General features: G+C 72.6%; 23 protein-coding genes. 14 read left to right on the forward strand and 9 right to left on the reverse strand.

The window, feature by feature from the left end; all coding sequences use genetic code 11:
- The first annotated feature begins 144 nt into the window (after positions 1-144).
- The 6 genes from MUK52_RS21320 (at position 145) to MUK52_RS21345 (ending at position 6,373) form a co-directional block, all read left to right on the forward strand.
- Positions 145-1,329 (forward strand): carbohydrate kinase family protein, encoded by a 1,185-nt coding sequence (locus MUK52_RS21320; protein WP_428985456.1) that lies wholly within the window; start codon positions 145-147, stop codon positions 1,327-1,329.
- Between the two features lie 146 nt (positions 1,330-1,475).
- Positions 1,476-3,602, forward strand: a complete 2,127-nt coding sequence (locus MUK52_RS21325) for a PhoH family protein (protein ID WP_114057502.1) — start codon at positions 1,476-1,478, stop codon at positions 3,600-3,602.
- 13 nt (positions 3,603-3,615) lie between these two features.
- Positions 3,616-4,113, forward strand: a complete 498-nt coding sequence (gene ybeY / locus MUK52_RS21330) for an rRNA maturation RNase YbeY (RefSeq protein ID WP_114057501.1) — start codon at positions 3,616-3,618, stop codon at positions 4,111-4,113.
- A complete protein-coding gene (locus MUK52_RS21335; protein ID WP_114057500.1) occupies positions 4,110-5,414 on the forward strand; it encodes a hemolysin family protein in 1,305 nt (434 codons plus the stop codon). Before ybeY ends, MUK52_RS21335 begins: the two co-directional genes overlap by 4 nt.
- A complete protein-coding gene (locus MUK52_RS21340; RefSeq protein ID WP_114057499.1) occupies positions 5,411-5,773 on the forward strand; it encodes an MmcQ/YjbR family DNA-binding protein in 363 nt (120 codons plus the stop codon). Before MUK52_RS21335 ends, MUK52_RS21340 begins: the two co-directional genes overlap by 4 nt.
- Before the next feature lie 243 nt (positions 5,774-6,016).
- The gene (locus tag MUK52_RS21345; protein WP_114058900.1) at positions 6,017-6,373 is read left to right on the forward strand and encodes a cytidine deaminase-like protein; all 357 of its coding nucleotides are present in this window, start codon (positions 6,017-6,019) and stop codon (positions 6,371-6,373) included.
- 32 nt (positions 6,374-6,405) lie between these two features.
- On the opposite strand, the gene MUK52_RS21350 is transcribed toward MUK52_RS21345, so the two are convergent.
- Positions 6,406-7,719 carry an MFS transporter gene (locus tag MUK52_RS21350; protein ID WP_246042684.1) on the reverse strand — a complete coding sequence of 438 codons (1,314 nt, stop codon included), beginning with the start codon at positions 7,717-7,719 and terminating at the stop codon, positions 6,406-6,408.
- 71 nt (positions 7,720-7,790) lie between these two features.
- Between MUK52_RS21350 and MUK52_RS21355 the strand changes: the two genes are divergently transcribed.
- Both MUK52_RS21355 and era read left to right on the forward strand, forming a co-directional pair.
- Positions 7,791-8,795 carry a GlxA family transcriptional regulator gene (locus MUK52_RS21355; protein ID WP_114057498.1) on the forward strand — a complete coding sequence of 335 codons (1,005 nt, stop codon included), beginning with the start codon at positions 7,791-7,793 and terminating at the stop codon, positions 8,793-8,795.
- 59 nt (positions 8,796-8,854) lie between these two features.
- Positions 8,855-9,805 carry a GTPase Era gene (gene era, locus MUK52_RS21360; protein ID WP_114057497.1) on the forward strand — a complete coding sequence of 317 codons (951 nt, stop codon included), beginning with the start codon at positions 8,855-8,857 and terminating at the stop codon, positions 9,803-9,805.
- A gap of 21 nt (positions 9,806-9,826) precedes the next feature.
- On the opposite strand, the gene MUK52_RS21365 is transcribed toward era, so the two are convergent.
- The 4 genes from MUK52_RS21365 to MUK52_RS21380 form a co-directional block, all read right to left on the reverse strand.
- Entirely contained in the window at positions 9,827-10,510 is a 684-nt protein-coding gene (locus tag MUK52_RS21365) for an SAM-dependent methyltransferase (protein WP_114057496.1), read from the reverse strand.
- 126 nt (positions 10,511-10,636) lie between these two features.
- Entirely contained in the window at positions 10,637-11,458 is an 822-nt protein-coding gene (locus tag MUK52_RS21370; RefSeq protein WP_114057495.1) for a GNAT family N-acetyltransferase, read from the reverse strand.
- Between the two features lie 28 nt (positions 11,459-11,486).
- Positions 11,487-11,753, reverse strand: coding sequence for a protealysin inhibitor emfourin (locus MUK52_RS21375; protein ID WP_114057494.1), 267 nt, complete (start codon positions 11,751-11,753; stop codon positions 11,487-11,489).
- A gap of 28 nt (positions 11,754-11,781) precedes the next feature.
- A complete protein-coding gene (locus tag MUK52_RS21380; RefSeq protein WP_114057493.1) occupies positions 11,782-12,855 on the reverse strand; it encodes a M4 family metallopeptidase in 1,074 nt (357 codons plus the stop codon).
- A gap of 361 nt (positions 12,856-13,216) precedes the next feature.
- On the opposite strand from MUK52_RS21380, the gene leuA reads away from it, so the two are divergent.
- From leuA to MUK52_RS21405, 5 genes are all read left to right on the forward strand, one after another.
- Positions 13,217-14,980 carry a 2-isopropylmalate synthase gene (gene leuA / locus MUK52_RS21385; RefSeq protein WP_114057492.1) on the forward strand — a complete coding sequence of 588 codons (1,764 nt, stop codon included), beginning with the start codon at positions 13,217-13,219 and terminating at the stop codon, positions 14,978-14,980.
- Positions 14,981-15,505: 525 nt separating this feature from the next.
- The gene (locus MUK52_RS21390) at positions 15,506-16,201 is read left to right on the forward strand and encodes a TerB family tellurite resistance protein (RefSeq protein WP_114057491.1); all 696 of its coding nucleotides are present in this window, start codon (positions 15,506-15,508) and stop codon (positions 16,199-16,201) included.
- Between the two features lie 532 nt (positions 16,202-16,733).
- Positions 16,734-18,251: a nucleobase:cation symporter-2 family protein gene (locus MUK52_RS21395; RefSeq protein WP_284579207.1), complete on the forward strand. Its 1,518-nt coding sequence runs from the start codon at positions 16,734-16,736 to the stop codon at positions 18,249-18,251.
- 85 nt (positions 18,252-18,336) lie between these two features.
- The gene (recO, locus tag MUK52_RS21400; RefSeq protein ID WP_114057490.1) at positions 18,337-19,083 is read left to right on the forward strand and encodes a DNA repair protein RecO; all 747 of its coding nucleotides are present in this window, start codon (positions 18,337-18,339) and stop codon (positions 19,081-19,083) included.
- Positions 19,084-19,094: 11 nt separating this feature from the next.
- Positions 19,095-19,922 (forward strand): isoprenyl transferase, encoded by an 828-nt coding sequence (locus tag MUK52_RS21405; protein ID WP_114057489.1) that lies wholly within the window; start codon positions 19,095-19,097, stop codon positions 19,920-19,922.
- Between the two features lie 118 nt (positions 19,923-20,040).
- On the opposite strand, the gene MUK52_RS21410 is transcribed toward MUK52_RS21405, so the two are convergent.
- Genes MUK52_RS21410 through MUK52_RS21425 form a run of 4 tightly spaced genes read right to left on the reverse strand, consistent with a single transcriptional unit; the run spans position 20,041 to position 23,222 of the window.
- The gene (locus MUK52_RS21410) at positions 20,041-20,475 is read right to left on the reverse strand and encodes a Fur family transcriptional regulator (protein WP_114057488.1); all 435 of its coding nucleotides are present in this window, start codon (positions 20,473-20,475) and stop codon (positions 20,041-20,043) included.
- Positions 20,476-20,524: 49 nt separating this feature from the next.
- Complete coding sequence (locus MUK52_RS21415) at positions 20,525-21,394, reverse strand: metal ABC transporter permease (protein ID WP_114057487.1); 870 nt, start codon at positions 21,392-21,394, stop codon at positions 20,525-20,527.
- Positions 21,394-22,185, reverse strand: a complete 792-nt coding sequence (locus tag MUK52_RS21420; RefSeq protein ID WP_114057486.1) for a metal ABC transporter ATP-binding protein — start codon at positions 22,183-22,185, stop codon at positions 21,394-21,396. The genes MUK52_RS21415 and MUK52_RS21420 overlap by 1 nt, the downstream gene beginning before the upstream one ends.
- A 23-nt stretch (positions 22,186-22,208) precedes the next feature.
- Positions 22,209-23,222 (reverse strand): metal ABC transporter substrate-binding protein, encoded by a 1,014-nt coding sequence (locus MUK52_RS21425; protein ID WP_284579211.1) that lies wholly within the window; start codon positions 23,220-23,222, stop codon positions 22,209-22,211.
- Positions 23,223-23,376: 154 nt separating this feature from the next.
- On the opposite strand from MUK52_RS21425, the gene MUK52_RS21430 reads away from it, so the two are divergent.
- On the forward strand, positions 23,377-24,759 hold the full coding sequence (locus MUK52_RS21430) for a glycine--tRNA ligase (protein ID WP_114057484.1): 1,383 nt from the start codon (positions 23,377-23,379) through the stop codon (positions 24,757-24,759).
- The last annotated feature ends 29 nt before the right edge of the window (positions 24,760-24,788 follow it).

Below are 24,788 nucleotides of genomic sequence, written 5' to 3' on the forward strand. Positions count from 1 at the left end.
GCCGCCCCCCGCCGCCCGGGGCCCCGCCGGGCCCCCGCACGAGGGGATCACGAGCCGCGGAAGAGTCCCGCGGTAGTGATGTGCGCCACACTGGGTTTCCGTCCCGCCGGGACGGGCAGGGCAGTCGCCTTTCCACTGCGTTCGGTGCGTTCGCTGCGCGAGGCTCTGCAGAAACGACCCTTCGAGCCGATCGGGGAGAACACCGTGGTCAACCGGGACAGCCGCGTCAGCCGCAGCGCAGCAGTGGACCCCCTCGGTCCGGTGCGCGACCCCGGAGAGCCGGGGTGCGACGTCTTCCTGACCGGCACGGTCTTCCTCGACATCATCTTCACCGGCCTCGACTCGGCCCCCGTGCGCGGCACCGAGTCCTGGGCGCGCGGCATGGGCTCCAGCCCCGGCGGCGTCGCCAACATGGCCACCGCCCTGGCCCGGCTCGGCCTGCGGACCTCGCTCGCCGCCGCCTTCGGCGACGACCACTACGGCGAGTACTGCTGGGACGCGCTGGAGCAGGGCGAGGGCATCGACCTGTCCATGTCCCGGACCGTCCCCGGCTGGCACAGCCCCGTCACGGTCTCCATGGCGTACGAGGGCGAGCGGACGATGGTCTCGCACGGCCACGAGGCGCCCCCCGGCTTCGGCCGCGAGGGCGCGGCCGGCCCGGGAGGCGCCGTCTTCCCGCAGTGCCCGCCCCGCACCCGGGCCGCCGTGGCCTCGCTCGCCCCCGGCCGCGAGGACGGCTGGATCGGGGAGGCCGCCCGCCGCGGGGCGCGCGTCTTCGCGGACGTCGGCTGGGACACCACCGGCCGGTGGGACCTCGCCGAGCTGACCGACCTGGAGCACTGCGAGGCGTTCCTGCCGAACGCGGGCGAGGCCATGCGGTACACGCGTACGGACTGTCCGCGGGAGGCGGCCCGGGCGCTGGCCGAGCGCGTCCCGGTCGCGGTCGTGACCCTGGGCGCGGAGGGCTCGTACGCCGTGGACTCCGGCACCGGGGAGACGGCCGAGGTGCCCGGGATCCCGGTCGACGCCCTCGACCCGACGGGCGCGGGCGACGTGTACGTGGCCGGGTTCGTCACCGGCTCGCTGGCCGGCTGGCCGCTGGCCGACCGGCTGGCCTTCGCGGGCCTGACGGCCGCCCTGTCGGTCCGCGAGTTCGGCGGCTCCCTCTCGGCCCCCGGCTGGGCGGAGGTGGCCCGCTGGTGGGCGGACGACGCCCCGGACGGGCTGCGGGAGCGGTACGCCTTCCTCGACGAGCTGGTCCCGCCCGCCTGCGCACACGCCCCGCGCCGCCGGGCCGTCCCGACGATCGGGTTCCGCCACTCCGCGTGAGCGCGGACACCGGCCGCCCGGCCGGGACGGGCGGCCGGTAAAACCCCTCGGAGCCGCCGGGCCGGCGACGTACCCTTGGTACTCCGGAGGTCGTCGACCGGCGCGACCCCTCAGCGGGAGGTATGTGCAGGCCACAGTGCCGGCCCATGACTCAGACATCCACAGCCCACACCCCGGCGCAGGGTCAGGCGCGAGCCCACTTCACCGTTCCGGCGAGCCATCCCATGGTGGCCGTGCTCGGCTCCGGTGACGCCCTGCTCCGCGTGATCGAGAAGGCCTTCCCCAAGGCCGACATCCACGTCCGGGGAAACCAGGTCAGCGCGGTCGGGGACGCGGCGGAAGTCGCACTGATCCAGCGCCTGTTCGACGAGATGATGCTCGTGCTCCGCACCGGGCAGCCGATGACGGAGGACGCAGTGGAACGCTCGATCGCCATGCTCAAGGCGAGCGACAACGGCGACGGCCCGCAGGAGACACCCGCCGAGGTGCTGACCCAGAACATCCTCTCCAACCGCGGCCGCACCATTCGCCCCAAGACGCTCAACCAGAAGCGGTATGTCGACGCGATCGACAAGCACACGATCGTCTTCGGCATCGGCCCCGCGGGCACCGGCAAGACCTACCTCGCCATGGCCAAGGCGGTCCAGGCCCTGCAGTCCAAGCAGGTCAGCCGGATCATCCTGACCCGCCCGGCCGTCGAGGCGGGCGAGCGGCTCGGCTTCCTGCCCGGCACCCTCTTCGACAAGATCGACCCCTACCTGCGGCCGCTGTACGACGCGCTGCACGACATGATCGACCCCGACAAGATCCCGCGGCTCATGGCCAACGGCACGATCGAGGTCGCCCCGCTCGCGTACATGCGCGGCCGCGCACAGCCTGTGTTCACGAAGGTCCTGACGCCGGACGGCTGGCGCCCCATCGGAGACCTCCAGGTGGGGGACCTGGTGGTGGGATCGAACGGGGAGCCGACCCCGGTCCTCGGCGTCTACCCGCAGGGCGAGAAGGACATCTACCGGCTCACGGCCCAGGACGGCTCCTGGACCCTTTGCTGCGGCGAGCACCTGTGGACGGTTCGGACCGCCTCGGACAAGCGCCGCGGCAAGCCGTGGCGGGTCCTCGAGACCAAGGACATGATCGGCGGCCTCCGTGCCGGGCACGCCCGCCGCTACGAGCTGCCGCTTCTCACCGCTCCCGTCGAGTTCCCCGAGCGCGCGGTCCCGATGGACCCCTACGCGCTGGGTCTCCTGCTCGGGGACGGGTGTCTTACGGGCTCGACCACGCCGTCCTTCTCCACGGCCGACGCGGAGCTCGCAGAAGCCCTGGAGGACGCGCTTCCCGGTGTCGTTGTCCGCCACCGGTGCGGCCCGGACTACGTCCTGAACCGCGTGAAGTCGCCCGGGGACGTGGTCACCCTGGAGAACCCGGTGACCCGGGTCATGCGTGAGCTGGACCTGCTCGGCAGCCGCTCGTGTTCCAAGTTCGTCCCGGACGACTACCTGTTCAATACGGCGGAAGTGCGGCTCGCGGTACTGCAGGGCCTGCTCGACTCCGATGGCGGCCCCGTCACCCAGCGGGACCGGACCTGCCGCATCCAGTACACGACCTCGTCGATCGTCCTGCGCGACGACGTGATCGCCCTGGTTCAGTCCCTCGGCGGGGTGGCCTACACCCGACGCCGTGCGGCGGCGGGGCGTGAGCAGGGCACCGCCCTGGCCGCACACCGCTACGACTCCCACGTCGTCGACATCCGTCTCCCCGAGGGCATCGAACCCTTCCGGTTGGTGCGCAAGCGGGACGCGTACCGTGCGGCCGGCGGCGGCGGGAGGCCGATGCGCTTCATCGACTCCATCGAGCCCGCGGGCCGTGAGGAGGCGGTCTGCATTCAGGTCGCCGCAGAGGACTCCCTGTATGTCACCCAGGACTACCTGCTGACGCACAACACGCTGAACGACGCCTTCGTCGTCCTCGACGAGGCGCAGAACACGAGCCCGGAGCAGATGAAGATGTTCCTGACCCGGCTCGGCTTCGACTCGAAGATCGTCATCACGGGCGACGTCACCCAGGTCGACCTCCCGGGCGGCGCCAAGTCCGGCCTCCGGCAGGTCCAGGCGATCCTCGACGGGGTTCCCGACATCCACTTCTCGAAGCTCACGTCGGAGGATGTGGTCCGGCACAAGCTGGTCGGCCGTATCGTCGATGCGTACGAGAAGTACGACGACAGCCAGGCAGGCCGGGAACCCCGGCCGGCCCGGAACGGCACCCAGCGGAAGTAGAACCCAGCGCACCATGTCGATCGACGTCAACAACGAGTCCGGAACCGAAGTAGACGAGCGGGCGATCCTCGACATCGCCCGCTACGCGCTCACCCGGATGCGGATCCACCCGCTGTCCGAGCTCTCCGTCATCGTCGTCGACGAGGACGCGATGGAGCAGCTCCACATCCAGTGGATGGACCTGCCCGGACCCACCGACGTCATGTCCTTCCCGATGGACGAGCTGCGCCCGCCGTCGAAGGACGACGAGGAGCCCCCGCAGGGCCTCCTCGGCGACATCGTGCTCTGCCCCGAGGTGGCGGAGAAGCAGGGCCGGGAGGCCCCGACGCAGCACTCCATGGACGAGGAGCTCCAGCTCCTGACCGTCCACGGGGTGCTGCACCTGCTGGGCTACGACCACGAGGAGCCCGACGAGAAGGCCGAGATGTTCGGCCTCCAGGCGGCGATCGTGGACGGCTGGCGCGCCGAGCGCGGCCTGACCGGCCCGTCCCCGGCCCCCACCGTCTCGTGACCGCACCGCAGCTGATCACCGGGGCGGTCCTGCTCGTCGTGGTCGCCTGGTTCGCGGCCTGCGCCGAGTCCGGGCTCGCCCGCGTCTCCTCCTTCCGCGCCGAGCAGGCCGTACGGGAGGGCCGGCGCGGCTCCGAGAAGCTCGTCCAGGTCGCCGCCGACACGACCCGCTACCTGAACGTCGCGCTGCTGGTGCGCGTGACCTGCGAGATGGCCGCGGGCGTGCTCGTCACGTACGTCTGCCTCGACGAGTTCGGCGAGAACTGGACGGCGCTGCTCGTCGCGATCGGCGTGATGGTCCTCGTGTCGTTCGTCGCCGTCGGCGTCTCGCCGCGCACCATCGGCCGCCAGCACCCGCTGGGCACCGCGACGGCCGCCGCGTACGTGCTCGTCCCGCTGGCCCGCGTCATGGGCCCTGTCCCGCAGCTGCTGATCCTCCTCGGCAACGCCCTCACCCCGGGCAAGGGCTTCCGCAAGGGCCCGTTCGCCTCCGAGGCCGAACTGCGGGCCATGGTCGACCTGGCGGAGCGGGAATCGCTCATCGAGGACGAGGAGCGCCGCATGGTGCACCAGGTCTTCGAGCTCGGCGACACGCTCGTGCGCGAGGTGATGGTGCCGCGCACCGACCTGGTCTGCATCGAGCGCTACAAGACCGTCCGCCAGGCGACGACGCTCGCACTGCGCTCGGGCTTCTCCCGCATCCCCGTGACCGGGGAGAACGAGGACGACATCGTCGGCATCGTGTACCTGAAGGACCTCGTCCGCAGGACGCACATCAGCCGCGACGCCGAGAGCGACCTCGTCTCGACGGCGATGCGGCCGGCGGCCTTCGTGCCGGACACGAAGAACGCGGGCGACCTGCTGCGTGAGATGCAGCAGGTCCGCAACCACGTCGCCGTCGTCATCGACGAGTACGGCGGCACGGCGGGCATCGTCACCATCGAGGACATCCTGGAGGAGATCGTCGGCGAGATCACCGACGAGTACGACCGGGAGCTCCCGCCCGTCGAGGAGCTGGGCGGGGACCGCTACCGGGTCACCGCGCGCCTGGACATCACCGACCTCGGCGAGCTGTTCAAGGTCGACGCCTTCGACGACGAGGACGTCGAGACCGTCGGCGGGCTCCTGGCGAAGGCGCTGGGCAGGGTCCCGATCGCCGGCGCGTCCGCGGTGGTCGAGCTGCCCGACGGGCGGCCGCTGCGGCTGACGGCGGAGGCACCGGCCGGGCGCCGGAACAAGATCGTGACGGTGCTGGTGGAGCCGGTGGATCCCGCCGCGGACGAGGACGGTGAGGCCGGGTGACGCCGGCGGAGCTGCGCGCCTTCTGCCTCGGCTTCAACGCGGCGGTCGAGGAGTTCCCCTTCGGGCCCGAGACCGCCGTGTTCAAGGTGCACGGCAAGCTGTTCGCGCTGTCGGCGCTCGACGCCGAGCCGCTGAAGGTGAACCTGAAGTGCGAGCCGGAGAACGCGGTGCGGCTGCGCGCCGCGCACGAGGGCGTCGTCCCGGGGTGGCACATGAACAAGCGGCACTGGAACACGGTCACCGCGGGCGGTCCCGGTGCCGTGCCGGACGCGCTGGTCCGCGAGCTCGTCGAGGACAGCTACGACCTGGTGGTCGCGGGCCTGCCGCGGGCGGAGCGGCTCCGGCTCGACCGGCCCTGAACCGGCCCTGAACCGGCCCTGACCAGGGCCGACCGGTCCGGCCGTGGGACGAAGGTCACGCCCCTCCTCCGCCCCTCGCGGCACGGAACCCGCCCGGCTGCCGTCTATGTTGGTCCAGGCCAATCCGTGATCCTTTGCGGCCCGGGGGGACCGCGCGGATCACGGGGCACGGGGGACGGAGGGGAGAGCGCCTCGGCGGGGCCGTCGTACGGCACCGCCGAGGCGCTCCCTATGCTGTCGGCCATGACCGAGAGCACCGGGATCACCCCCGAGGACAGCAAGATCATCACGCTGGCGCGCAGCGCCCGCGCCCGCAACGAGGTGCCCGAGGGCGCGGCGGTCCGCGACGAGACCGGCCGCACCTACGTCGCCGGAACGGTCGAGCTGGACTCCCTCCGGCTGAGCGCGCTCCAGACCGCCGTCGCGATGGCCGTGGCCAGCGGCGCCCGCTCCCTGGAAGCCGCGGCCGTGGTCAGCCGCGCCGAGGAGGTCGCCGCCGCCGACCGCGCGGCCGTCCGCGACCTCGGCGGCCCCGACACCCCGGTCCTGCTGGCGGGCCCGGACGGCACCCTCCGCTCGACCACCCCGGCCGGCGCCTGACCGGGCCGCACGGCCGGGCCGGCCGCCGCACCTCAGGCGGCGGCCGGCGCGGGCCGCGCGGGGCGGCGGATGACCATCGCCATCAGCGCGGCCAGCGCGCACAGCGCCCCCGAGGCGTACCAGACCACGTCGTACGAGCCGAAGGCGTCCCGGGCCACGCCGCCGAGGAACGCCACCACCGCGGCGCCGACCTGGTGCGAGGCCAGGACCCAGCCGAACACGATCGCGCTGTCGTCGCCGTAGTGCTCCCGGCACAGCGCCACCGTCGGCGGGACGGTCGCCACCCAGTCCAGCCCGTAGAAGACGATGAAGAACACCATCGGCGGGTGCACCGACGGCGCCAGCAGCATCGGCAGGAACAGCAGCGACACCCCGCGCAGGGCGTAGTACACGGCCAGCAGGCGGCGCACCTCGAAGCGGTCGGTGAACCAGCCGGACGCCACCGTGCCGACGACGTCGAAGACGCCGATCACCGCCAGCAGCCCGGCCGCCGCCGTCACCGGCATGCCGTGGTCGTGCGCCGCCGGTACGAAATGCGTCTTGACCAAGCCGTTGGTGGAGGCGCCGCAGATCGCGAAGGTCCCGGCGAGCAGCCAGAACGGCCCGGTCCGCGCAGCCCGGAGCAGCACCGCCACCGCCCGCCGCGCCGCCCCCGGGACGGGCGCCGGCTTCGCCGCGTACACGCCCCCGTACGGGGCGAGCCCCACGTCCGCAGGGTGGTCGCGCAGCAGCAGCCACACGAACGGGACCACCGACAGGGCAGCCAGCGCGACGGTCACCGCCGCGGGCCGCCAGCCGTGGTGCTCGACCAGCCACGACAGCAGCGGCAGGAAGACGAGCTGGCCCGAGGCCCCCGCCGCCGTCAGGACGCCCGTCACCAGCCCGCGCCGGGCGGTGAACCAGCGGTTCACCACCGTCGCGGCGAACGCGAGCGCCATCGAGCCGCTGCCCAGGCCCACCAGCACGCCCCAGAACAGCACCAGCTGCCAGGCCGAGGTCATCCACACCGTCGCCAGCGAGCCGCCCGAGATCACGAGCAGGGCCAGCGCCACGATCCGGCGGATGCCGAAGCGGTCCATCAGCGCGGCGGCGAACGGCGCGGTGAGCCCGTACAGGGCGAGGTTCACCGAGACGGCGAACCCGATCGTCCCCCGCGACCAGTCGAACTCCGCGTGCAGCGGCTCGATGAGCAGGCCCGGCAGGGACGCGAACGCGGCGGCGCCCACGATGGTGACGAAGGTGACGGCGGCGACCCACCAGGCGCGGTGGACGCGCCCGCGGGCCGCCGGGGGAAGCCCCGCCGGGTCGGCTGCGGCGGGGTCGGCGGCGGTAGCTGTCTGTTCCACGCCGACAGCATCCGGGGACCCCCGCCCCGCACGACAGCGGCCCGGATGCCACCCTTCGATACGATCGGGCCATGGCCCCCCACCGCGTCGCCGTCCTCGCACTCCCCGGCCTGCTCCCCTTCGAGCTGGGCATCCCGCACCGGATCTTCGGCCGCGCCCGGGACGCCTCCGGGGAGCCGCTGTACGAGATCCTGACCTGCGCCCTCGCCGCCGGCCCGGTCCGCACGGACGCCGACTTCGCCGTCCACGTCGAGCACGGCCCCGAGCTGCTCGCCACCGCCGACACCGTCGTCGTCCCCGCCTCGTACGAGCTCGGGCCCGTCCACGAGGAGGGCCGGCTCACCGCCCCGCTGGCCGCCGCGCTCGCCCACATCCGGCCCGGCACCCGGCTCGTCTCCATCTGCACGGGCGGCTACGTCCTGGCCGCCGCCGGATACCTGGACGGCCGCCCCGCCACCACCCACTGGGCACACGCCGAGCACTTCCAGCGGCTCTTCCCCGCCGTCCGCGTCGACCCGGACGTCCTCTACACCGACGACGGGGACGTCCTGACCTCCGCCGGCGTCGCCTCCGGTATCGACCTGTGCCTGCACATCGTGCGCCGCGACCACGGCGCCGCCGTCGCCAACGACGTGGCCCGGCGGACCGTCGTCCCCCCGCACCGGGACGGCGGGCAGGCCCAGTTCGTCGACCGCCCCGTCCCGAACCCGCAGGCGGCGAGCACGGCCGCGGCCCGCGCCTGGGTGCTGGACCGCCTCCACGAGCCCGTACTCCTCGCAGACCTGGCCCGCAAGGAGTCCATGTCGGTGCGCACCTTCACGCGGCGGTTCCGCGAGGAGGCCGGAGTCAGCCCCGGGGAGTGGATCACCGGGCAGCGGGTGGAGCGGGCCCGGCAGCTCCTGGAGCGGACGGATCTGCCGATGGAGCGGGTGGCGCGCGAGGCCGGGTTCGGGACGGCGCAGTCGCTGCGCAAGCACGTCCAGGCGGCCCTCGGGGTCAGCCCCACGGCCTACCGCCGCACCTTCCGGGCGGCCGGTCCGGGCGGTACGCCCCCCGCGGCGCGGACCGCGCGGTGAGCGGGCCCGCGGCCCCCACGGCGGCAGCCTGGTCGGCGCGGGGAGCGGCATCGGGGAGAATGGCCCGTATGAGCGATCGTTCCCCCGAGTCCACCGCCCCGCACCGTGCGGGTTTCGCCTGCTTCGTCGGCCGCCCCAACGCGGGGAAGTCGACCCTGACCAACGCACTGGTGGGCACCAAGGTCGCGATCACCTCCAACCGGCCGCAGACCACCCGCCACACCGTCCGCGGCATCGTGCACCGCCCGGACGCCCAGCTCGTCCTCGTCGACACCCCCGGCCTGCACAAGCCGCGCACCCTCCTCGGCGAGCGGCTGAACGACGTCGTGCGCACGACGTGGGCCGAGGTCGACGTGATCGGCTTCTGCCTGCCCGCCGACCAGAAGCTCGGCCCCGGAGACAAGTTCATCGCCAAGGAGCTCGCGGGGATCAGGAAGACCCCCAAGATCGCCATCGTGACCAAGACGGACCTGGTCGACTCCAAGGCGCTGGCCGAACAGCTCATCGCGATCCAGCGGCTGGGCGAGGAGCTCGGCATCGAGTGGGCCGAGATCGTCCCCGTCTCCGCCGTCGGCGACAACCAGGTCGGGCTGCTGGCCGACCTGATCGCGCCGATGCTGCCCGAGAGCCCGCCGCTCTACCCCGAGGGCGACCTCACCGACGAGCCCGAGGCCGTGATGGTCGCCGAGCTCATCCGCGAGGCCGCCCTGGAGGGCGTCCGCGACGAGCTGCCGCACTCCATCGCCGTCGTGGTCGAGGAGATGATCCCCCGGGAGAACCGCCCCGCGGACCGGCCGCTCCTCGACATCCACGCCAACGTCTACATCGAGCGGCCGAGCCAGAAGGGCATCATCATCGGCCCCAAGGGCTCCCGACTGAAGGAGGTCGGGATGAAGTCGCGCAAGCACATCGAGGCGCTGCTCGGCACCCCCGTCTTCCTCGACCTGCACGTGAAGGTCGCCAAGGACTGGCAGCGCGACCCCAAGCAGCTGCGCAAGCTCGGCTTCTGAGAGCGGCGCCCGGGGGGAGCCCTACCGCAGGCGGCGGACCTTCACCGTGTTGTCGGTGCGGGTCCCCGGCCGGCCGTCGGGCGCGGACTGGTCCTTCTCGTACTCCTCGGCGACCAGGACCTCCCAGTCGCCCTCCGGCAGCTCCAGCTGGCCGAGGACCTCGTCCGGCCGGGGGAAGTGGACGGGCGGACGGTCCTCCTCCGCCTGCCAGGACGCCCAGCCGCCGTGGCCCACGACGAGCAGCACGCCGCCCGGGGCCACGGCCCGGGCGGCCGCGCGCAGGATCCGGGCACGCGGGAAGTCCCCGTAGGCGTGCAGGAAGCAGGCCGAGACGAGGTCGAACTCCCCGGCCGGGAAGGACTCGCCGAGGTCGTGGCGGCGGAAGTCGACACGCTCCGCGACACCCGCCTCGGCCGCGTGCCCTGCGGCCCGCTCCAGGGCGACGCCGGAGATGTCGGTGGCGGTCACCCGCCAGCCGCGGCGGGCCAGCCAGACGGCGTCCGCTCCCTCCCCGCAGCCCAGGTCCAGCGCCCGGCCGGGCGGAAGCTCCCCGGCCTCGCGGACCAGCGCCTCGTTCGGGTTGCCGCTCCAGATGCGGTCGCTCTCGCCGTAGCGGGCGTCCCAGAACTCCTCACCGGAGAGGGAGCCGGCCGCCGCCTCCGCCGCGGCGTGCCGGTGCTGGTCGTGGTGGGTGTGCTCGGACACGGGGTCCTCCTCGGGGTACGGGCTGTGATGGCCCGATGCTGCGCCGCCGGGCGGGCCGGGGCCAAGCACCTTTGCCGTTCCGGCAAGGCGCGGGGGCCGTCCCGTGCCGGGCGTCCCGGCGGGCCGTCAGCCCTCGTCGGCGGGCTCCGCGATCAGGGCCGTCGCCACCGTCCGGAAGCCCGCCCGGGCGTAGACGCGGGCCACCGCCTCGTCGCCCGCCGACAGGAACACCGTACGGACGCCCCGCGCGACGGCGTCCGCGACGAGGGCGGCGGTCACGCCCAGCGCGAGGCCGCGGCGCCGGGCCGCGGGCAGGGTGGCGACGCCGACCACCTCGGCGGTGTCGCCGACCGGGATGTACTGGCCCGAGGCCAGGACCGCGCCGTCGTGCACCGCCACCGCCAGGGCGGTGCGCCCCGAGGCCAGGTCCGCGGAGACCGACTCCCGGCGGGCCGCGGCCAGGGGCAGCTCCATCGCGGCGGCGAGTTCCGCCGGGCCTGCCGTGCCGACCGCGGTGCCGGGGTCGGCGAAGGCCAGCAGGGGGACGGCCACGGCCGCGGGCAGCAGGGCGTCGTCCGGGCCGATGAGGCGGACGCCGGGGTGTGGCGGCCCCGGTGGAGCGGACTGCTCCAGCACCATCAGCGGATGCGCGTGGACCCGCAGCCCGGCCTCCTCCGCGGCGGCGCGCAGCCAGGGACTGGTTTCGGCCACCCATTCGAACGCCTGCGGCACGCCCAGTGCGCGCTGGCGCTCCCTCACGCGGGCCACGTCGGCCGCGGTCGCGCCGCGGCTGCCGAGCGCGGGCCGGGCGTAGTAGGGCCAGCCGGGGCCCTCGCGCACGAAGAGGGTGAGCGGGCCGAAGTCCTCGGCCCGCGCACCCCCGGCGCGCGGCGCGGTGTCGTAGTACGCCTCGACACGGGTCAGCGGGGTCTGCGGTGTCGGTGTCATCGGGCCATACAAACAAGGGAGGCCCTGCTCAGGCACCTTCTTTGAGGAGGCGGGTGACGAGGGCCCGCTGGGCGTCCGTCAGGTGCGGGTCGTGGCAGTGCACCGTCCGCCCGTCGACCGTGATCCGGTAGGAGAAGCCGTCCCGGACGCCCGGCGCCGGGCCGCCCGGGGCCGGGCGGAGCGCCAGCTGGGCCAGGGCGCGCCACTCGTCCTCGTCCGGCCGGCCGGCCGTGTCCACCTCGGCCCGCCGCTCGATGCCGGCGAAGCCGCCGGTCCGCACCACCTCGATCCGCATGGCCGTCCTCTGCCCAGACCCGGGCGCGCTATGCGACGCCCACCGTCGACCAGGCCTTCTGCAGCGCCCGGTGCTCCTCGCCGCCCTCGCCGTAGCGGGCGGCGGCGGCCGCGGTCGAGAGCCGGGCGAACTGGGCGAAGGTGGCCTTGGCGGTGAGCTCGCCGCCGGTGAGGGTGTCGTACCAGATCTGCCCGGCGCGCTCCCATGCCTTGCCGCCGAGCTCGGTCGCGGCCACGTAGAAGGCGCGGTTGGGGATGCCGGAGTTGATGTGGACGCCGCCGTTGTCGCGCAGGGTGTCGACGTAGTCGTCCATGCTGGCCGGCTGCGGGTCCTTGCCGAGCTCGTCGTCGTCGTACGCGGTGCCGGGCGCCTTCATCGAGCGCAGGGCCACGCCGCTCACGTTCGGGCCGAGCAGGCCCGCGCCGATCAGCCAGTCGGCCTCGTCGGCGGTCTGTCCCAGCGTGTACTGCTTGATCAGCGAGCCGAAGACGTCGGACATGGACTCGTTGAGGGCGCCGGACTGGCCGCGGTAGACGAGGTTGGCCGTGTACTGGGTGACGCCGTGGGCGAGCTCGTGGCCGATGACGTCCACGGCGACCGTGAAGTCGAGGAAGAGATCGCCGTCGCCGTCGCCGAAGACCATCTGGCTGCCGTCCCAGAAGGCGTTGTTGTAGTCCCGGCCGTAGTGGACGGTCGCGTCCAGGGCGAGCCCGGCGTCGTCGATGGAGCGCCGCCCGAAGGCCTTCAGGAACAGTTCGTGCGTGGCGCCCAGGCCGGCGTACGCGCGGTTGACGCCGGCGTCCTGGGAGGCCTCGTCCCCCTCGCCGCGGACCTTCCGCCCCGGCAGCCGGGTGCGGTGCTCGGCGTCGTACACGGTGCGCTGCGGCTCGTCCGGGACGGGCGCGCCCGGGGACGGCACGGTGAAGGGGCGCGCGGTGGTGACGTTGCGCCGGGTGCGCAGGGAGGCGTCGTGCTCCAGGGTGCGCAGGGCGGATTCGGCGCGGCCGGTGTTCCGGGAGCCCGCGATCCGGTCGAGCATGTGGGGAGGCACGACCGTGCAGAACGGGGCATGGGCGGCGGTGTGGGTGTGGGAGGCATCCATCCAGGCAATGTGGCAGTGGGTCACTTTCCTGTCACTAGCTGCAACCATGATTCATTCGGTTGTCTGAAAGGTGTCGCAGCGCGTTGACGGACCCCCTGGATCGCGCATACCGAAAGAGACCTATGCCACATAGGGTACAAATCGGACAGGCGGGTCCCGCATACTGGAACGGCCCCTCGCGCCACGGCGCGGCTCGGCTAGGCTCGGCCCATCATGCGTTTCGGGCTGCTTCTGCTTAGCTGCCGCGGCGAGGGTCTGCAGTCGTAGGTCGACCCCCTCCCCGCGGAGTCTGGTGTTGCGGTTTACGACCGCCGTCGGCCGTTCAGCGATCCCCACGCGGACACCCGAGGAGCCCTACGCCATGAGCCAGCACACCTTCGCCGGTCGCCCCACCCCGATCACGAACGCCACGCACGCGCAGCAGCCGTCCGGGATGCCCATCCACAAGTACGGCCGCTACGAGCAGGTGGACCTGCCCGACCGCACCTGGCCCGACGCCCGCGTGACCAAGGCGCCCCGCTGGCTGTCCACCGACCTGCGCGACGGCAACCAGTCGCTGATCGACCCGATGACCCCCGCCCGCAAGCGCGAGATGTTCGACCTGCTGGTGCGCATGGGCTACAAGGAGATCGAGGTCGGCTTCCCCTCCTCCGGCGAGACCGACTTCGCGTTCGTGCGCTCCATCATCGAAGAGGGCGCCATCCCGGACGACGTGACCATCTCCGTACTGACCCAGGCCCGCGAGGACCTGATCGAGCGGACCGTGGAATCGCTGGTCGGCGCCCGGCGCGCCACCGTTCACCTGTACAACGCCACCGCGCCGACCTTCCGCCGGGTCGTCTTCCGCGGCTCCAAGGAGCAGATCAAGCAGATCGCCGTCGACGGCACCCGCCTGGTCATGGAGTACGCCGAGAAGCTGCTGGGCCCCGAGACCGTCTTCGGCTACCAGTACAGCCCCGAGATCTTCACCGACACCGAGCTGGACTTCGCCCTGGAGGTCTGCGAGGCCGTCTGCGACGTGTGGCAGCCCGGCCCCGGCCGCGAGATCATCCTGAACCTGCCGGCCACGGTGGAGCGCTCCACGCCGTCCACCCACGCGGACCGCTTCGAGTGGATGGCCCGCCACCTGACCCGCCGCGAGCACATCTGCATCTCCGTCCACCCGCACAACGACCGCGGCACCGCCGTCGCCGCCGCCGAGCTGGCCCTGATGGCCGGCGCCGACCGCATCGAGGGCTGCCTGTTCGGCCAGGGCGAGCGCACCGGCAACGTCGACCTGATCACCCTGGGCATGAACCTGTTCTCCCAGGGCATCGACCCGCAGATCGACTTCTCCCAGATCGACGAGATCCGCCGCACCAGCGAGTACTGCAACCAGATGCCGGTCCACCCGCGCCACCCCTACGCGGGCGACCTGGTCTACACGGCCTTCTCCGGCTCCCACCAGGACGCCATCAAGAAGGGCTTCGACGCCATGGAGGCCGACGCGGCCGCCCAGGGCAAGACCGTCGACGAGATCGAGTGGGCCGTCCCCTACCTGCCGATCGACCCCAAGGACGTCGGCCGCTCGTACGAGGCCGTCATCCGCGTCAACTCGCAGTCCGGCAAGGGCGGCGTCGCGTACGTCCTGAAGAACGACCACAAGCTGGACCTGCCGCGCCGCATGCAGATCGAGTTCTCGAAGATCATCCAGGCGAAGACCGACGCCGAGGGCGGCGAGGTCACGCCGAAGGCGATCTGGGACATCTTCTCGGACGAGTACCTGCCCAACCCGGACAACCCGTGGGGCCGCATCCAGCTGCGCGCCGGCTCGACCGCCACCGACAGGGACGGCACGGACACGCTGACCGTCGACGCCGTCGTGGACGGCGTCGAGACCGTCCTGAACGGCACCGGCAACGGCCCGATCTCCGCGTTCTTCGACGCCCTGGCCTCCATCGGCGTCGACGCCCGCCTGCTGGACTACACCGAGCACACGATGAGTGAGGGTGCCTCCGCCGTCGCCGCCTCCTACATCGAGTGCGCGATCGACGGCCGGGTCCTGTGGGGCATCGGCATCGACGCCAACACCACCCGCGCCTCCCTGAAGGCGGTCGTCTCCGCCGTCAACCGCGCGGGCCGCTGACCCGCCGGGCCGCAGGGCCCGCCGCCGCGCCGCCGCGCCCCTCCCGCCCGGGAGGGCGCGGCGGCGCTGCTGCCGGCTCCTTGCGGATGGTCCCGGGTGCCCCGCGTTGACCGGGGCGCCGTACGCCGCCCCGGACCCGCCCCGCCGCCCTCCGCCGGCCCCTCACCGGCCGGTTCCCGCACGGTCGGACCGGGCCGGAGCCGCCGGTGTCGGCCTCGGCCGGCCCCTCACCGGCCGGGCGCCGGAACGGGCCGGCGGCCGGGCCGCGCCCCGGCCGCTCCCGCCTGCGGAGGCTGTGACCAGACGGGATCCGCCGCGCACGCCGTCGGGCGCGGGCAGGCCCCGCAGACGGGCGGGGGAGGCGCAGCAGCACGGACCGGCCAACTCCGCCCCGCGGCGGATGTTGTCTTGTCACACGACTGACGCATCCTCACCGATGTGGCTAACATCACGCCAACCCCGGTGTGCCGCCTGGGGGTCCCGCCCGTGCCCGCAGGGCCACGGGGGAGTTGACGGAGGTGCGACGTGCTGCCAGTTCGGGGTGGGGACGGCCGGAAGCTGACGGTCTGGGGCATCCGCACCACGTGGAACACGGTGGGCGACGGCGAGTTCTTCTGCACGGGCTGCGGCGGCGACCGCAACTACCGCCGGCGCACCGGACGCCGCAGGTTCACGGTCCTCGGCGTCCCGCTGCTGTCGCGCGGCGAGGCCGGGCCCGTCGTCGAATGCCAGGGCTGCCGGGAGCGCTTCGGCACCGACGTGCTCGACCGCCTCACCACCACCCGCTTCTCCGCCCTGCTGCGCGACGCCGTGCACACCGTCGCCCTGGCCGTGCTCGCGGCCGGCGGCACCGAGGCGCGGGCCGTCCTGGAGACCGCCGTGTCGGCCGTCCGCGCCGCCGGCTTCCAGGACTGCACCGGGGAGCAGCTGGAATCCCTTGTGCAGGCGCTCGCCAGCGACCAGGGCCGCCTCGGGCTGTACGACGCCCCCGACTGCTGCGGGGCCGCGCTGGCCATCGAGCTCCACGAGGCGCTGGAGCCGCTCGCCCCGCACCTGGCAGGCCCTGGGCGGGAGTCGATCCTGCTCCAGGGCGCGCGGATCGCGCTCGCCGACGGCCCGTACACCCCGGCCGAGCGCGAGGTGCTCGCCACCGTGGGCTCCGCCCTGCGGATCGGCTCGGACGACGTGGCGCGGCTGCTGTCCGCCGTGCGCTCCTCCTGACCACCGGACGACCGCCGGGCGACCGCCGGATCCGGCCGAAACGGCTCCGATCGAGGTAACGATCCGGCCTCACGGGGCCTGAATCCGGCCGTAGGGCTCGGGGAACCGCGCCGTCCGCCGCCGGGCCGTCCCAGCAGGCGGACGGCGGCGCTGCCGCGCGCCCGTGCGCCGCCCCCGGCGCCCCGGAGGGCATCGCCGCACGTCACAGCAAGGGGCATCGTCCGTACGAGGGCGGTCGGGAGGGCGGGAGCCGTGCCGGGCTACCCCGCCGCACCGCCCTGCGCCACTGGAGGAACCCACAGATCGGGCGCCCCCACGGGTCAACACTTTGTGGAAGTCGACGATATCTGTGTCCCCTCCCACAGGCGTTCAATTCCGGACACACGACGAACGCCGCCGGAGCGCGACCCGGCGGGCTTCGGCCACGTGAACGAACGCACCTGACAACCCCGGCGGACCCACGGGACACGACCCGCTCCGCCCGGGGACAACCAGACCCTCCCCGTTCACCACCTTCTGAAGGGCAAGCCCGATGGCACGTGTCGCCGCCCGGCTCTCCGCCGACGGAGAGCAGAGCACCCACCCGGTCGACGAGGTGCTCCCCGTCCCCAAGCTCGCGCTGTACGGCTTCCAGCACGTGCTCGCCTTCTACGCCGGCGCCGTGATCGTCCCGATCATCGTCGGAGGCGCGCTCGGGCTGACCCCCGAACAACTCGTCTACCTGATCAACGCCGACCTCTTCACCTGCGGCATCGCCTCCATCATCCAGGCGTGGGGCATCGGCAGGGTCGGCGCGCGACTGCCGCTCATCCAGGGCGTCACCTTCACCGCCGTCTCCCCGATGATCGCGATAGGCCTCGGCGCGGGCGGCGGCACCGCCGCCCTCCTGGTCATCTACGGCGCCGTCATCACCGCGGGCGTCGCCACGTTCGCGTTCGCCTGGCTGCCGGCCCGGGCGTTCCGCGCGGTCATGCGGCTCTTCCCGCCGGTCGTCACCGGCACCGTGATCACCGTACTGGGCATCGTGCTGCTGCCGGTCGGCCTGAACGACGCGGCGGGCGGCCTCGGCAGCCCCGACTTCGGAGATCCGAAGCACTTCGCGTACGCCGGAGGCACCATGCTCTTCATCCTGCTGCTGATGAGGCTCGGTCGGCCCTTCCTCTCCTCGATCGCCATCCTGCTCGGCCTCGTGGGCGGGACGGCCGTCGCCTTCCTGCTCGGCGACGCCCGGTTCGACAGCGTCTCGAAGGCCGACTGGATCGGCGTGACGACACCCTTCCACTTCGGTGCGCCGAAGTTCGAGTGGTTCCCGATCGTGCTGATGCTCATCGTCATGCTGATCACCATGGTCGAGACGACCGGTGACACGTACGCGGTCGGCGACATCGTCGGCAAGGACGTCGACAGCGAGACCGTGGCCCGTGCACTGCGCGCCGACGGCGCCGCGACCGCGCTCGGAGGCGTCCTCAACTCCTTCCCGTACGTCGCGTTCGCCGAGAACGTCGGACTCGTGCGGATGACCAAGGTCAAGAGCCGCTTCGTCGTCGTCGCGGCCGGCGTGTTCATGATCATCCTGGGGCTGCTGCCGAAGGCCGCCGCCATCGTGGCCTCCGTGCCGCACGGCGTCCTCGGCGGCGCCGCGACCGTCATGTTCGCGATGGTCGCCCTGGCCGGCATCCAGACCCTTGCCAAGGTCGACCTGAAGGAGGAGAAGAACGCGCTGGTCGTGGGCGTCTCCCTGGCCTTCGCGCTGCTGCCCGCCACCGTCCCGGTGCTGTTCAAGGAGCACATGGACGCCGACCTGTCCTCCCTGCTGAACAGCGGCGTGACGCTCGGCGCGACGGCCGCCATCGTGCTGAACGCCGTCTTCAACGGCCTCGGCAAGGACGACGCCCACGCCGCCGGAGCCCTGACCGCGGAGCCCGCCCCGCCTGCGGCCCCGGCCGCCGCACCGGTACCCGTTCCGGCCCCCGCCGGCCCCGCGGCCGACCGGGACCCCGAGCCCGACGCCGACCCCGACGCCGATCCGGCCCCCGCCCCCGCCCGCTGACCCCGCGGGCCGCGGCGGCCCCCCGTCCCGGAGCCGGTCCGGGGCAGGGGGCCGCCGCCGCACCCGCACAGGCGACAATGGGCGCATGAGTCTGTTCCGCGACGACGGCATCGTGCTGCGCACCCAGAAGCTCGGCGAGGCGGACCGCATCATCACGCTGCTGACCCGCGGCCACGGACGGGTGCGGGCCGTCGCCCGCGGCGTACGCCGCACCAAGTCGAAGTTCGGCGCCGGGCTGGAGCCCTTCTCCCACGCCGACGTCCAGTTCTTCGCCCGCGGCAGCGACCTCGTCGGGCGCAGCCTGCCGCTCTGCACGCAGACCGAGATCATCTCCCCGTACGGCAACGGCATCGTCACCGACTACGCCCGCTACACGGCCGGCACCGCGATGCTGGAGACCGCCGAGCGGTTCACCGAGAACGAGGGCGAGCCGGCCGTCCAGCAGTACCTGCTGCTCATCGGCGCCCTGCGCACCCTCTCCCGCGGCGAGCACGAGCCGAACCTCATCCTCGACGCCTTCCTGCTGCGCTCCCTCGCCGTGAACGGCTACGCGCCGAGCTTCGAGGACTGCGCGAAGTGCGGCATCCACGGCCCGAACCGGCACTTCTCCGTCGCCGCGGGCGGGGTCGTCTGCGGCGACTGCCGGGTGGCCGGCAGCGTCGTACCCTCGTCGGAGGCCGTCGCCCTGCTCAGCGCCCTGCTGACGGGCGACTGGGGGTACGCCGACGCGTGCGAGGCACGCCACGTGCGGGAGGGCAGCGGGCTCGTCTCGGCCTATTTGCACTGGCATCTGGAGCGCGGGCTACGCTCGCTGCGTTACGTCGAGAAATAGGAGCTGGGCACATGGCACGACGCGGGATTCTGGGACGCTCTCGCCGCGAGTACAAGGTTCCGGAGCCGCACCCGTCCGGTGCGCGCCCGCCGAAGATCCCCGGCGAGCTGGTCCCCAACCACGTCGCGATCGTCATGGACGGCAACGGCCGCTGGGCCAAGGAGCGCGGGCTGCCCCGCACCGAGGGCCACAAGGTCGGCGAGGGCGTCGTCCTCGACGTCCTCAAGGGCTGCATCGAGATGGGCGTCAAGAACCTCTCGCTGTACGCCTTCTCGACGGAGAACTGGAAGCGCTCCCCGGAAGAGGTCCGCTTCCTGATGAACTTCAACCGCGACGTCATCCGCCGCCGCCGCGACGAGATGGACGAGCTGGGCATCCGCATCCGCTGGGTCGGCCGCATGCCGAAGATGTGGAAGTCCGTCGTCCAGGAGCTCCAGGTGGCCCAGGAGCAGACCGTCGACAACGACAAGATGACGCTGTACTTCTGCGTCAACTACGGCGGCCGCGCCGAGATCGCCGACGCGGCGCAGGCCATAGCGCGGGACGTGGCCGCCGGGAAGCTGGACCCGTCGAAGGTCAACGAGAAGACCTTCGCGAAGTACATCTACTACCCGGACATGCCGGACGTCGACCTGTTCCTGCGCCCCAGCGGCGAGCAGCGCACCTCGAACTACCTGCTCTGGCAGAGCGCGTACGCCGAGATGGTCTTCCAGGACGTGCTGTGGCCGGACTTCGACCGCCGCAACCTGTGGCAGGCCTGCCTGGAGTACGCCCAGCGCGACCGCCGCTTCGGCGGGGCCGTCCCGAACCAGGTGGAGCCGGGCGGCGCTGCCGGCTGAGGGGCCGCGGACACGGCGGAGGGCCCGCCACCGGGTTTTCCGGGGCGGGCCCTCCGCCGTGTCCTGCGAAGTCGTCCGGATCGCTTCGGCCCGCGGCCGGAAAGCGCCCGGACCGCGCTCAGGAGGCTGCCGCGGCCGCGCAGTCGGAGCAGGTGCCGAAGATCTCGACGGTGTGGGCGACGTTCACGAAGCCGTGCTCGGCCGCGATCGACTCGGCCCACTTCTCGACGGCCGGGCCCTCCACCTCGACGGCCTTGCCGCAGCCGCGGCACACCAGGTGGTGGTGGTGGTCCCCGGTGGAGCAGCGCCGGTAGACGGACTCGCCGTCGCTGGTGCGCAGCACGTCGACCTCGCCCGCGTCCGCCAGGGACTGGAGGGTGCGGTAGACCGTGGTCAGGCCCACGGAGTCGCCGCGGTGCCGGAGCATGTCGTGCAGCTCCTGGGCGCTGCGGAACTCGTCCACCTCGTCCAGCGCGGCCGCCACCGCCGCCCGCTGCCGGGTGGATCGCCCTCGTACTGGCGCGGTACTCGTCTCGCCAGGCGCAGTCGCCACCGGTTCCTCCTCGTATCGGCCTCGGCCCAATTGTGCCAGGCGGCCGCCGCTACTGGACCTTCACGTCGTCGCGCGTACAGACCTCTTCGGCGGTGCGCGCCGCCTCGGCCCGGCGCCGGGCCAGCGGCGCGGACACCGCCGTGAGGACCGTGAAGACGGCGATGGCCAGGAGCACGATGGTGCCGCCGGAGGGGGCGTCGATGTAGTACGTGGCCACGGTGCCGGAGAGCGAGACCAGGACGCCGATGCCCATCGCGGTCGCCAGGGTGGCGGCGAATCCGCGGGTGACGCGCTGCGCCGCCGCGACGGGGATCACCATCATGGCGCTGACGAGGAGCAGGCCGACGATGCGCATGGCGACGGTCACCGTGACGGCCGCGGTGACCGCGAGCAGCAGGTTGAGCAGCCGCACGGGCAGGCCGGTGACCCGGGCGAACTCCTCGTCCTGGCAGACGGCGAACAGCTGCCGGCGCAGGCCCAGGGCCACGGCGAGCACGAACGCGGCGAGGACGACGACGGCCGTGATGTCCTCGGCCGAGACGGTGGTGATCGAGCCGAAGAGGTAGCTGGTCAGGTTGCTGGTGGAGCCGCCCGGCGCCAGATTGATGATCATTACGCCGCCGGCCAGGCCGCCGTAGAAGAGCATCGCCAGGGCGATGTCGCCGCTGGTCCGGCCGCGCGAGCGGATGAGCTCCATGCCGACCGCGCCGAGGACCGCGACCAGGGTCGCGAGCCACACCGGGCTGGCGTTCAGCAGGAAGCCCAGCGCGACGCCCGTCAGGGCCACGTGGCCGATGCCGTCGCCCATGACCGCCTGGCGGCGCTGGACGAGGTAGGTGCCGATGGCGGGGGCGGTGAGGCCCACCAGGACGGCGGCGAGCAGGGCCCGCTGCATGAAGGCGTAGTTCAGGAGGTCCATCAGCTCAGCAGTCCGGTGCGCAGGGGTTCGGCGTCGTGCGCCGCGTGGGGGTGTACGTGGTCGTGGCCGGGCAGGGCGTGCTGGCCCACGGCCTCCGGGGGCGCGCCGTCGTGGACGACGCAGCCGTCGCGCAGGACGACCGCGCGGTCGATCAGCGGCTCCAGCGGGCCGAGCTCGTGCAGGACGAGCAGGACGGTCGCGCCGGCGGCGACCTGCTCGCGGACGGCGCTCGCGAGGACCTCCTGGTTGGCGAGGTCCACGCCGGCCATCGGCTCGTCCATGATCAGCAGCTCGGGCTCGGCGGCCAGGGCGCGGGCGATCAGGACGCGCTGGTGCTGGCCGCCGGAGAGGGCGTTGACCGAGGCGTCGGCGTACCCGTCCATGTCGACCAGGGCCAGGGCGCGCCCGACGGCCTCCTTGTCGGCCCTGCGCAGCAGGCCGAAGCGGGTGCGGGCGAGCCGGCCCGCGGAGACGACCTCGCGCACCGTCGCCGGGACGCCGCTCGCCGCGGTGGTGCGCTGGGGCACGTACCCGATGCGCGACCAGTCCCGGAAGCGCCGGAAGGGCGTGCCGAACAGCGACAGCTCGCCGCCCGACAGGGGAACCTGGCCGACGACGGCGCGCACGGCCGTCGACTTCCCGGAGCCGTTGGCGCCGAGGAGGGCGACGACCTCGCCGGGGCGCACCGCCAGGTCGACGCCGCGCAGGACGGGGCGCGAGCCGAGCGAGGCGACTGCGCCGCGCAGGGAGATGACCGGCTGCTGCGCCGGTTCCGCGGGCTTGGACTCCATGGGGGGCGCCTCCGTCGACGTCATCACTTGGCCCCGAGGGCCTTCTGGAGGTTCTTGAGGTTGGACCGCATGACCTCGAAGTAGTCAGCGCCCTGGGACTTGTCGGTGATTCCCTCGAGCGGGTCGAGGACGTCGGTCTTCAGGCCGGTGTCGGCGGCGAGGGACTTGGCGGTCTTGTCGCTGGCCAGGGTCTCGAAGAACACCGTGGTGACGTTCTCCTTCTTCGCGCGCTCCTGGAGCTCCTTCATCCGGGCCGGGCTGGGCTCGGACTCGGGGTCGACGCCGGAGATGCCCTCCTGGTCGAGGCCGTAGCGCTCGGCGAGGTAGCCGAAGGCTGCGTGGGTCGTGATGAAGGTCTTGGTGGCGGTGTTCTTCAGGCCGTCCTTGAACTCCGTGTCGAGGGCGGTCAGTTTGCCGACCAGCTCGTCGGTGTTCTTGCGGTAGTCGGCGGCGTGGCCGGGGTCCGCCTTCTCCAGGGCGGCGCCGACGCCCTTGGCGATCTCGGCGTACTTGGACGGGTCGAGCCAGACGTGCGGGTCGCCGCCGGCCTCGCCGTGGCCGTGGCCGTCGCCCTCGGAGTGGCCCGCCTCCTCGCCGTGTCCGTCCTCGTGGCCGTGGCCGTGGTCGTCGCCGCCGGCGTCGTGGGAGTCGAGCTTGGTGAGGGTCGCGGCGTCGACGGTGTTCTTCACACCGGCCTGGGCGACGGCCTCGTCGACGGCGGGCTGGAGGCCCTTGAGGTAGAGGACGACGTCCGACTCCCCGAGCTGTGCGGTCTGCTTGGGGGTGATCTCCAGGTCGTGCGGCTCGACGCCCGGCTTGGTGAGGGAGGCGACCTGGACGCGGTCCCCGCCGATCTGCTCGGCGAGGAACTGCATGGGGTAGAACGACGCCGTCACGGCGAGCCTGCCCTCCGCAGCGCCGGCGGGGGAGGCTCCGGCGTCGGCACCGGCGGTGCCGGAGCAGGCGGTCAGGGCCGGGGCGGCGAGCGCGACGGCCCCGGCGAGGGCGGCGGTGGGTATGAGGCGGCGTACGTTCATGACATCCATTTTCATCAAATATGGAAACCGTTGTCAAAAAGCCCTGGCTGCGGGCCCCCGGGGGCACCATGGAAGGGGAACCGATTTGATGGAGGGGGTGCGGGCGCCGGTAACCTGAGGCATTCGCGTTCGTCCTCGTAATGAAGAGAGCACCGTGGCCGCCGACAAGATCGAAACCATCGTCAGCCTGAGCAAGCGCCGTGGCTTCGTTTACCCGTGCAGTGAGATCTACGGCGGCTCCCGGGCTGCCTGGGACTACGGTCCGCTGGGTGTCGAGCTCAAGGAGAACATCAAGCGCCAGTGGTGGAAGGCGATGGTGACCGGCCGTGAGGACATCGTCGGCATCGACTCGTCCGTGATCCTGGCCCCCGAGGTCTGGGTGGCCTCGGGCCACGTCGCGACGTTCTCCGACCCGCTCACCGAGTGCACCGCCTGCCACAAGCGCCACCGCGCCGACCACCTCGAGGAGGCGTACGAGGCCAAGCACGGCCGCCTCCCCGAGAACGGCCTGGCCGACGTGAACTGCCCCCACTGCGGCGTGAAGGGCCAGTTCACCGAGCCGAAGCAGTTCTCCGGCATGCTGGAGACCCACCTCGGCCCGACCCAGGACACCGGCTCCAAGGCGTACCTGCGCCCCGAGACCGCCCAGGGCATCTTCACCAACTTCGCCCTGGTGCAGACCTCCTCGCGCAAGAAGCCGCCCTTCGGCATCGCTCAGATGGGCAAGTCCTTCCGCAACGAGATCACGCCCGGCAACTTCATCTTCCGCACCCGCGAGTTCGAGCAGATGGAGATGGAGTTCTTCGTCAAGCCGGGCGAGGACGAGCAGTGGCAGGAGTACTGGATGCAGGAGCGGTGGAACTGGTACCGCGGCCTGGGCATCCGCGAGGAGAACATCCGCTGGTACGAGCACCCGAAGGAGAAGCTGTCCCACTACTCGAAGCGCACCGCCGACATCGAGTACCGCTTCAACTTCGGCGGCAGCGAGTTCTCCGAGCTGGAGGGCATCGCCAACCGCACGGACTACGACCTCAAGGCCCACTCCGCCGCCTCCGGCCAGGACCTCACCTTCTTCGACCAGGAGGCCGGTGAGCGCTACACCCCGTACGTCATCGAGCCCGCGGCCGGCGTGAACCGCGCCATGCTCGCCTTCATGCTCGACGCGTACAACGAGGACGAGGCCCCGAACGCCAAGGGCGTCATGGAGAAGCGCACCGTGATGCGCCTCGACCCGCGCCTGGCCCCGGTCAAGGTCGCCGTCCTGCCGCTGTCCCGCAACGCGCAGCTGTCGCCGAAGGCCAAGGGCCTCGCCGCCGACCTGCGCAAGAACTGGAACATCGAGTTCGACGACGCGGGCGCCATCGGCCGCCGCTACCGCCGCCAGGACGAGATCGGCACGCCGTTCTGCGTCACCGTCGACTTCGACACCCTCGACGACAACGCGGTGACCGTCCGCGAGCGCGACACCATGAAGCAGGAGCGCGTCTCCCTGGACCAGATCCAGAGCTACCTGGCCACCCGCCTCCTCGGCTGCTAGGGCCCGCTCCAGCGGACGGTGGCCCGGTG

Source organism: Streptomyces sp. 2P-4, from assembly GCF_030167965.1.
In the GTDB taxonomy this organism is placed as follows: domain Bacteria; phylum Actinomycetota; class Actinomycetes; order Streptomycetales; family Streptomycetaceae; genus Streptomyces; species Streptomyces globosus_A.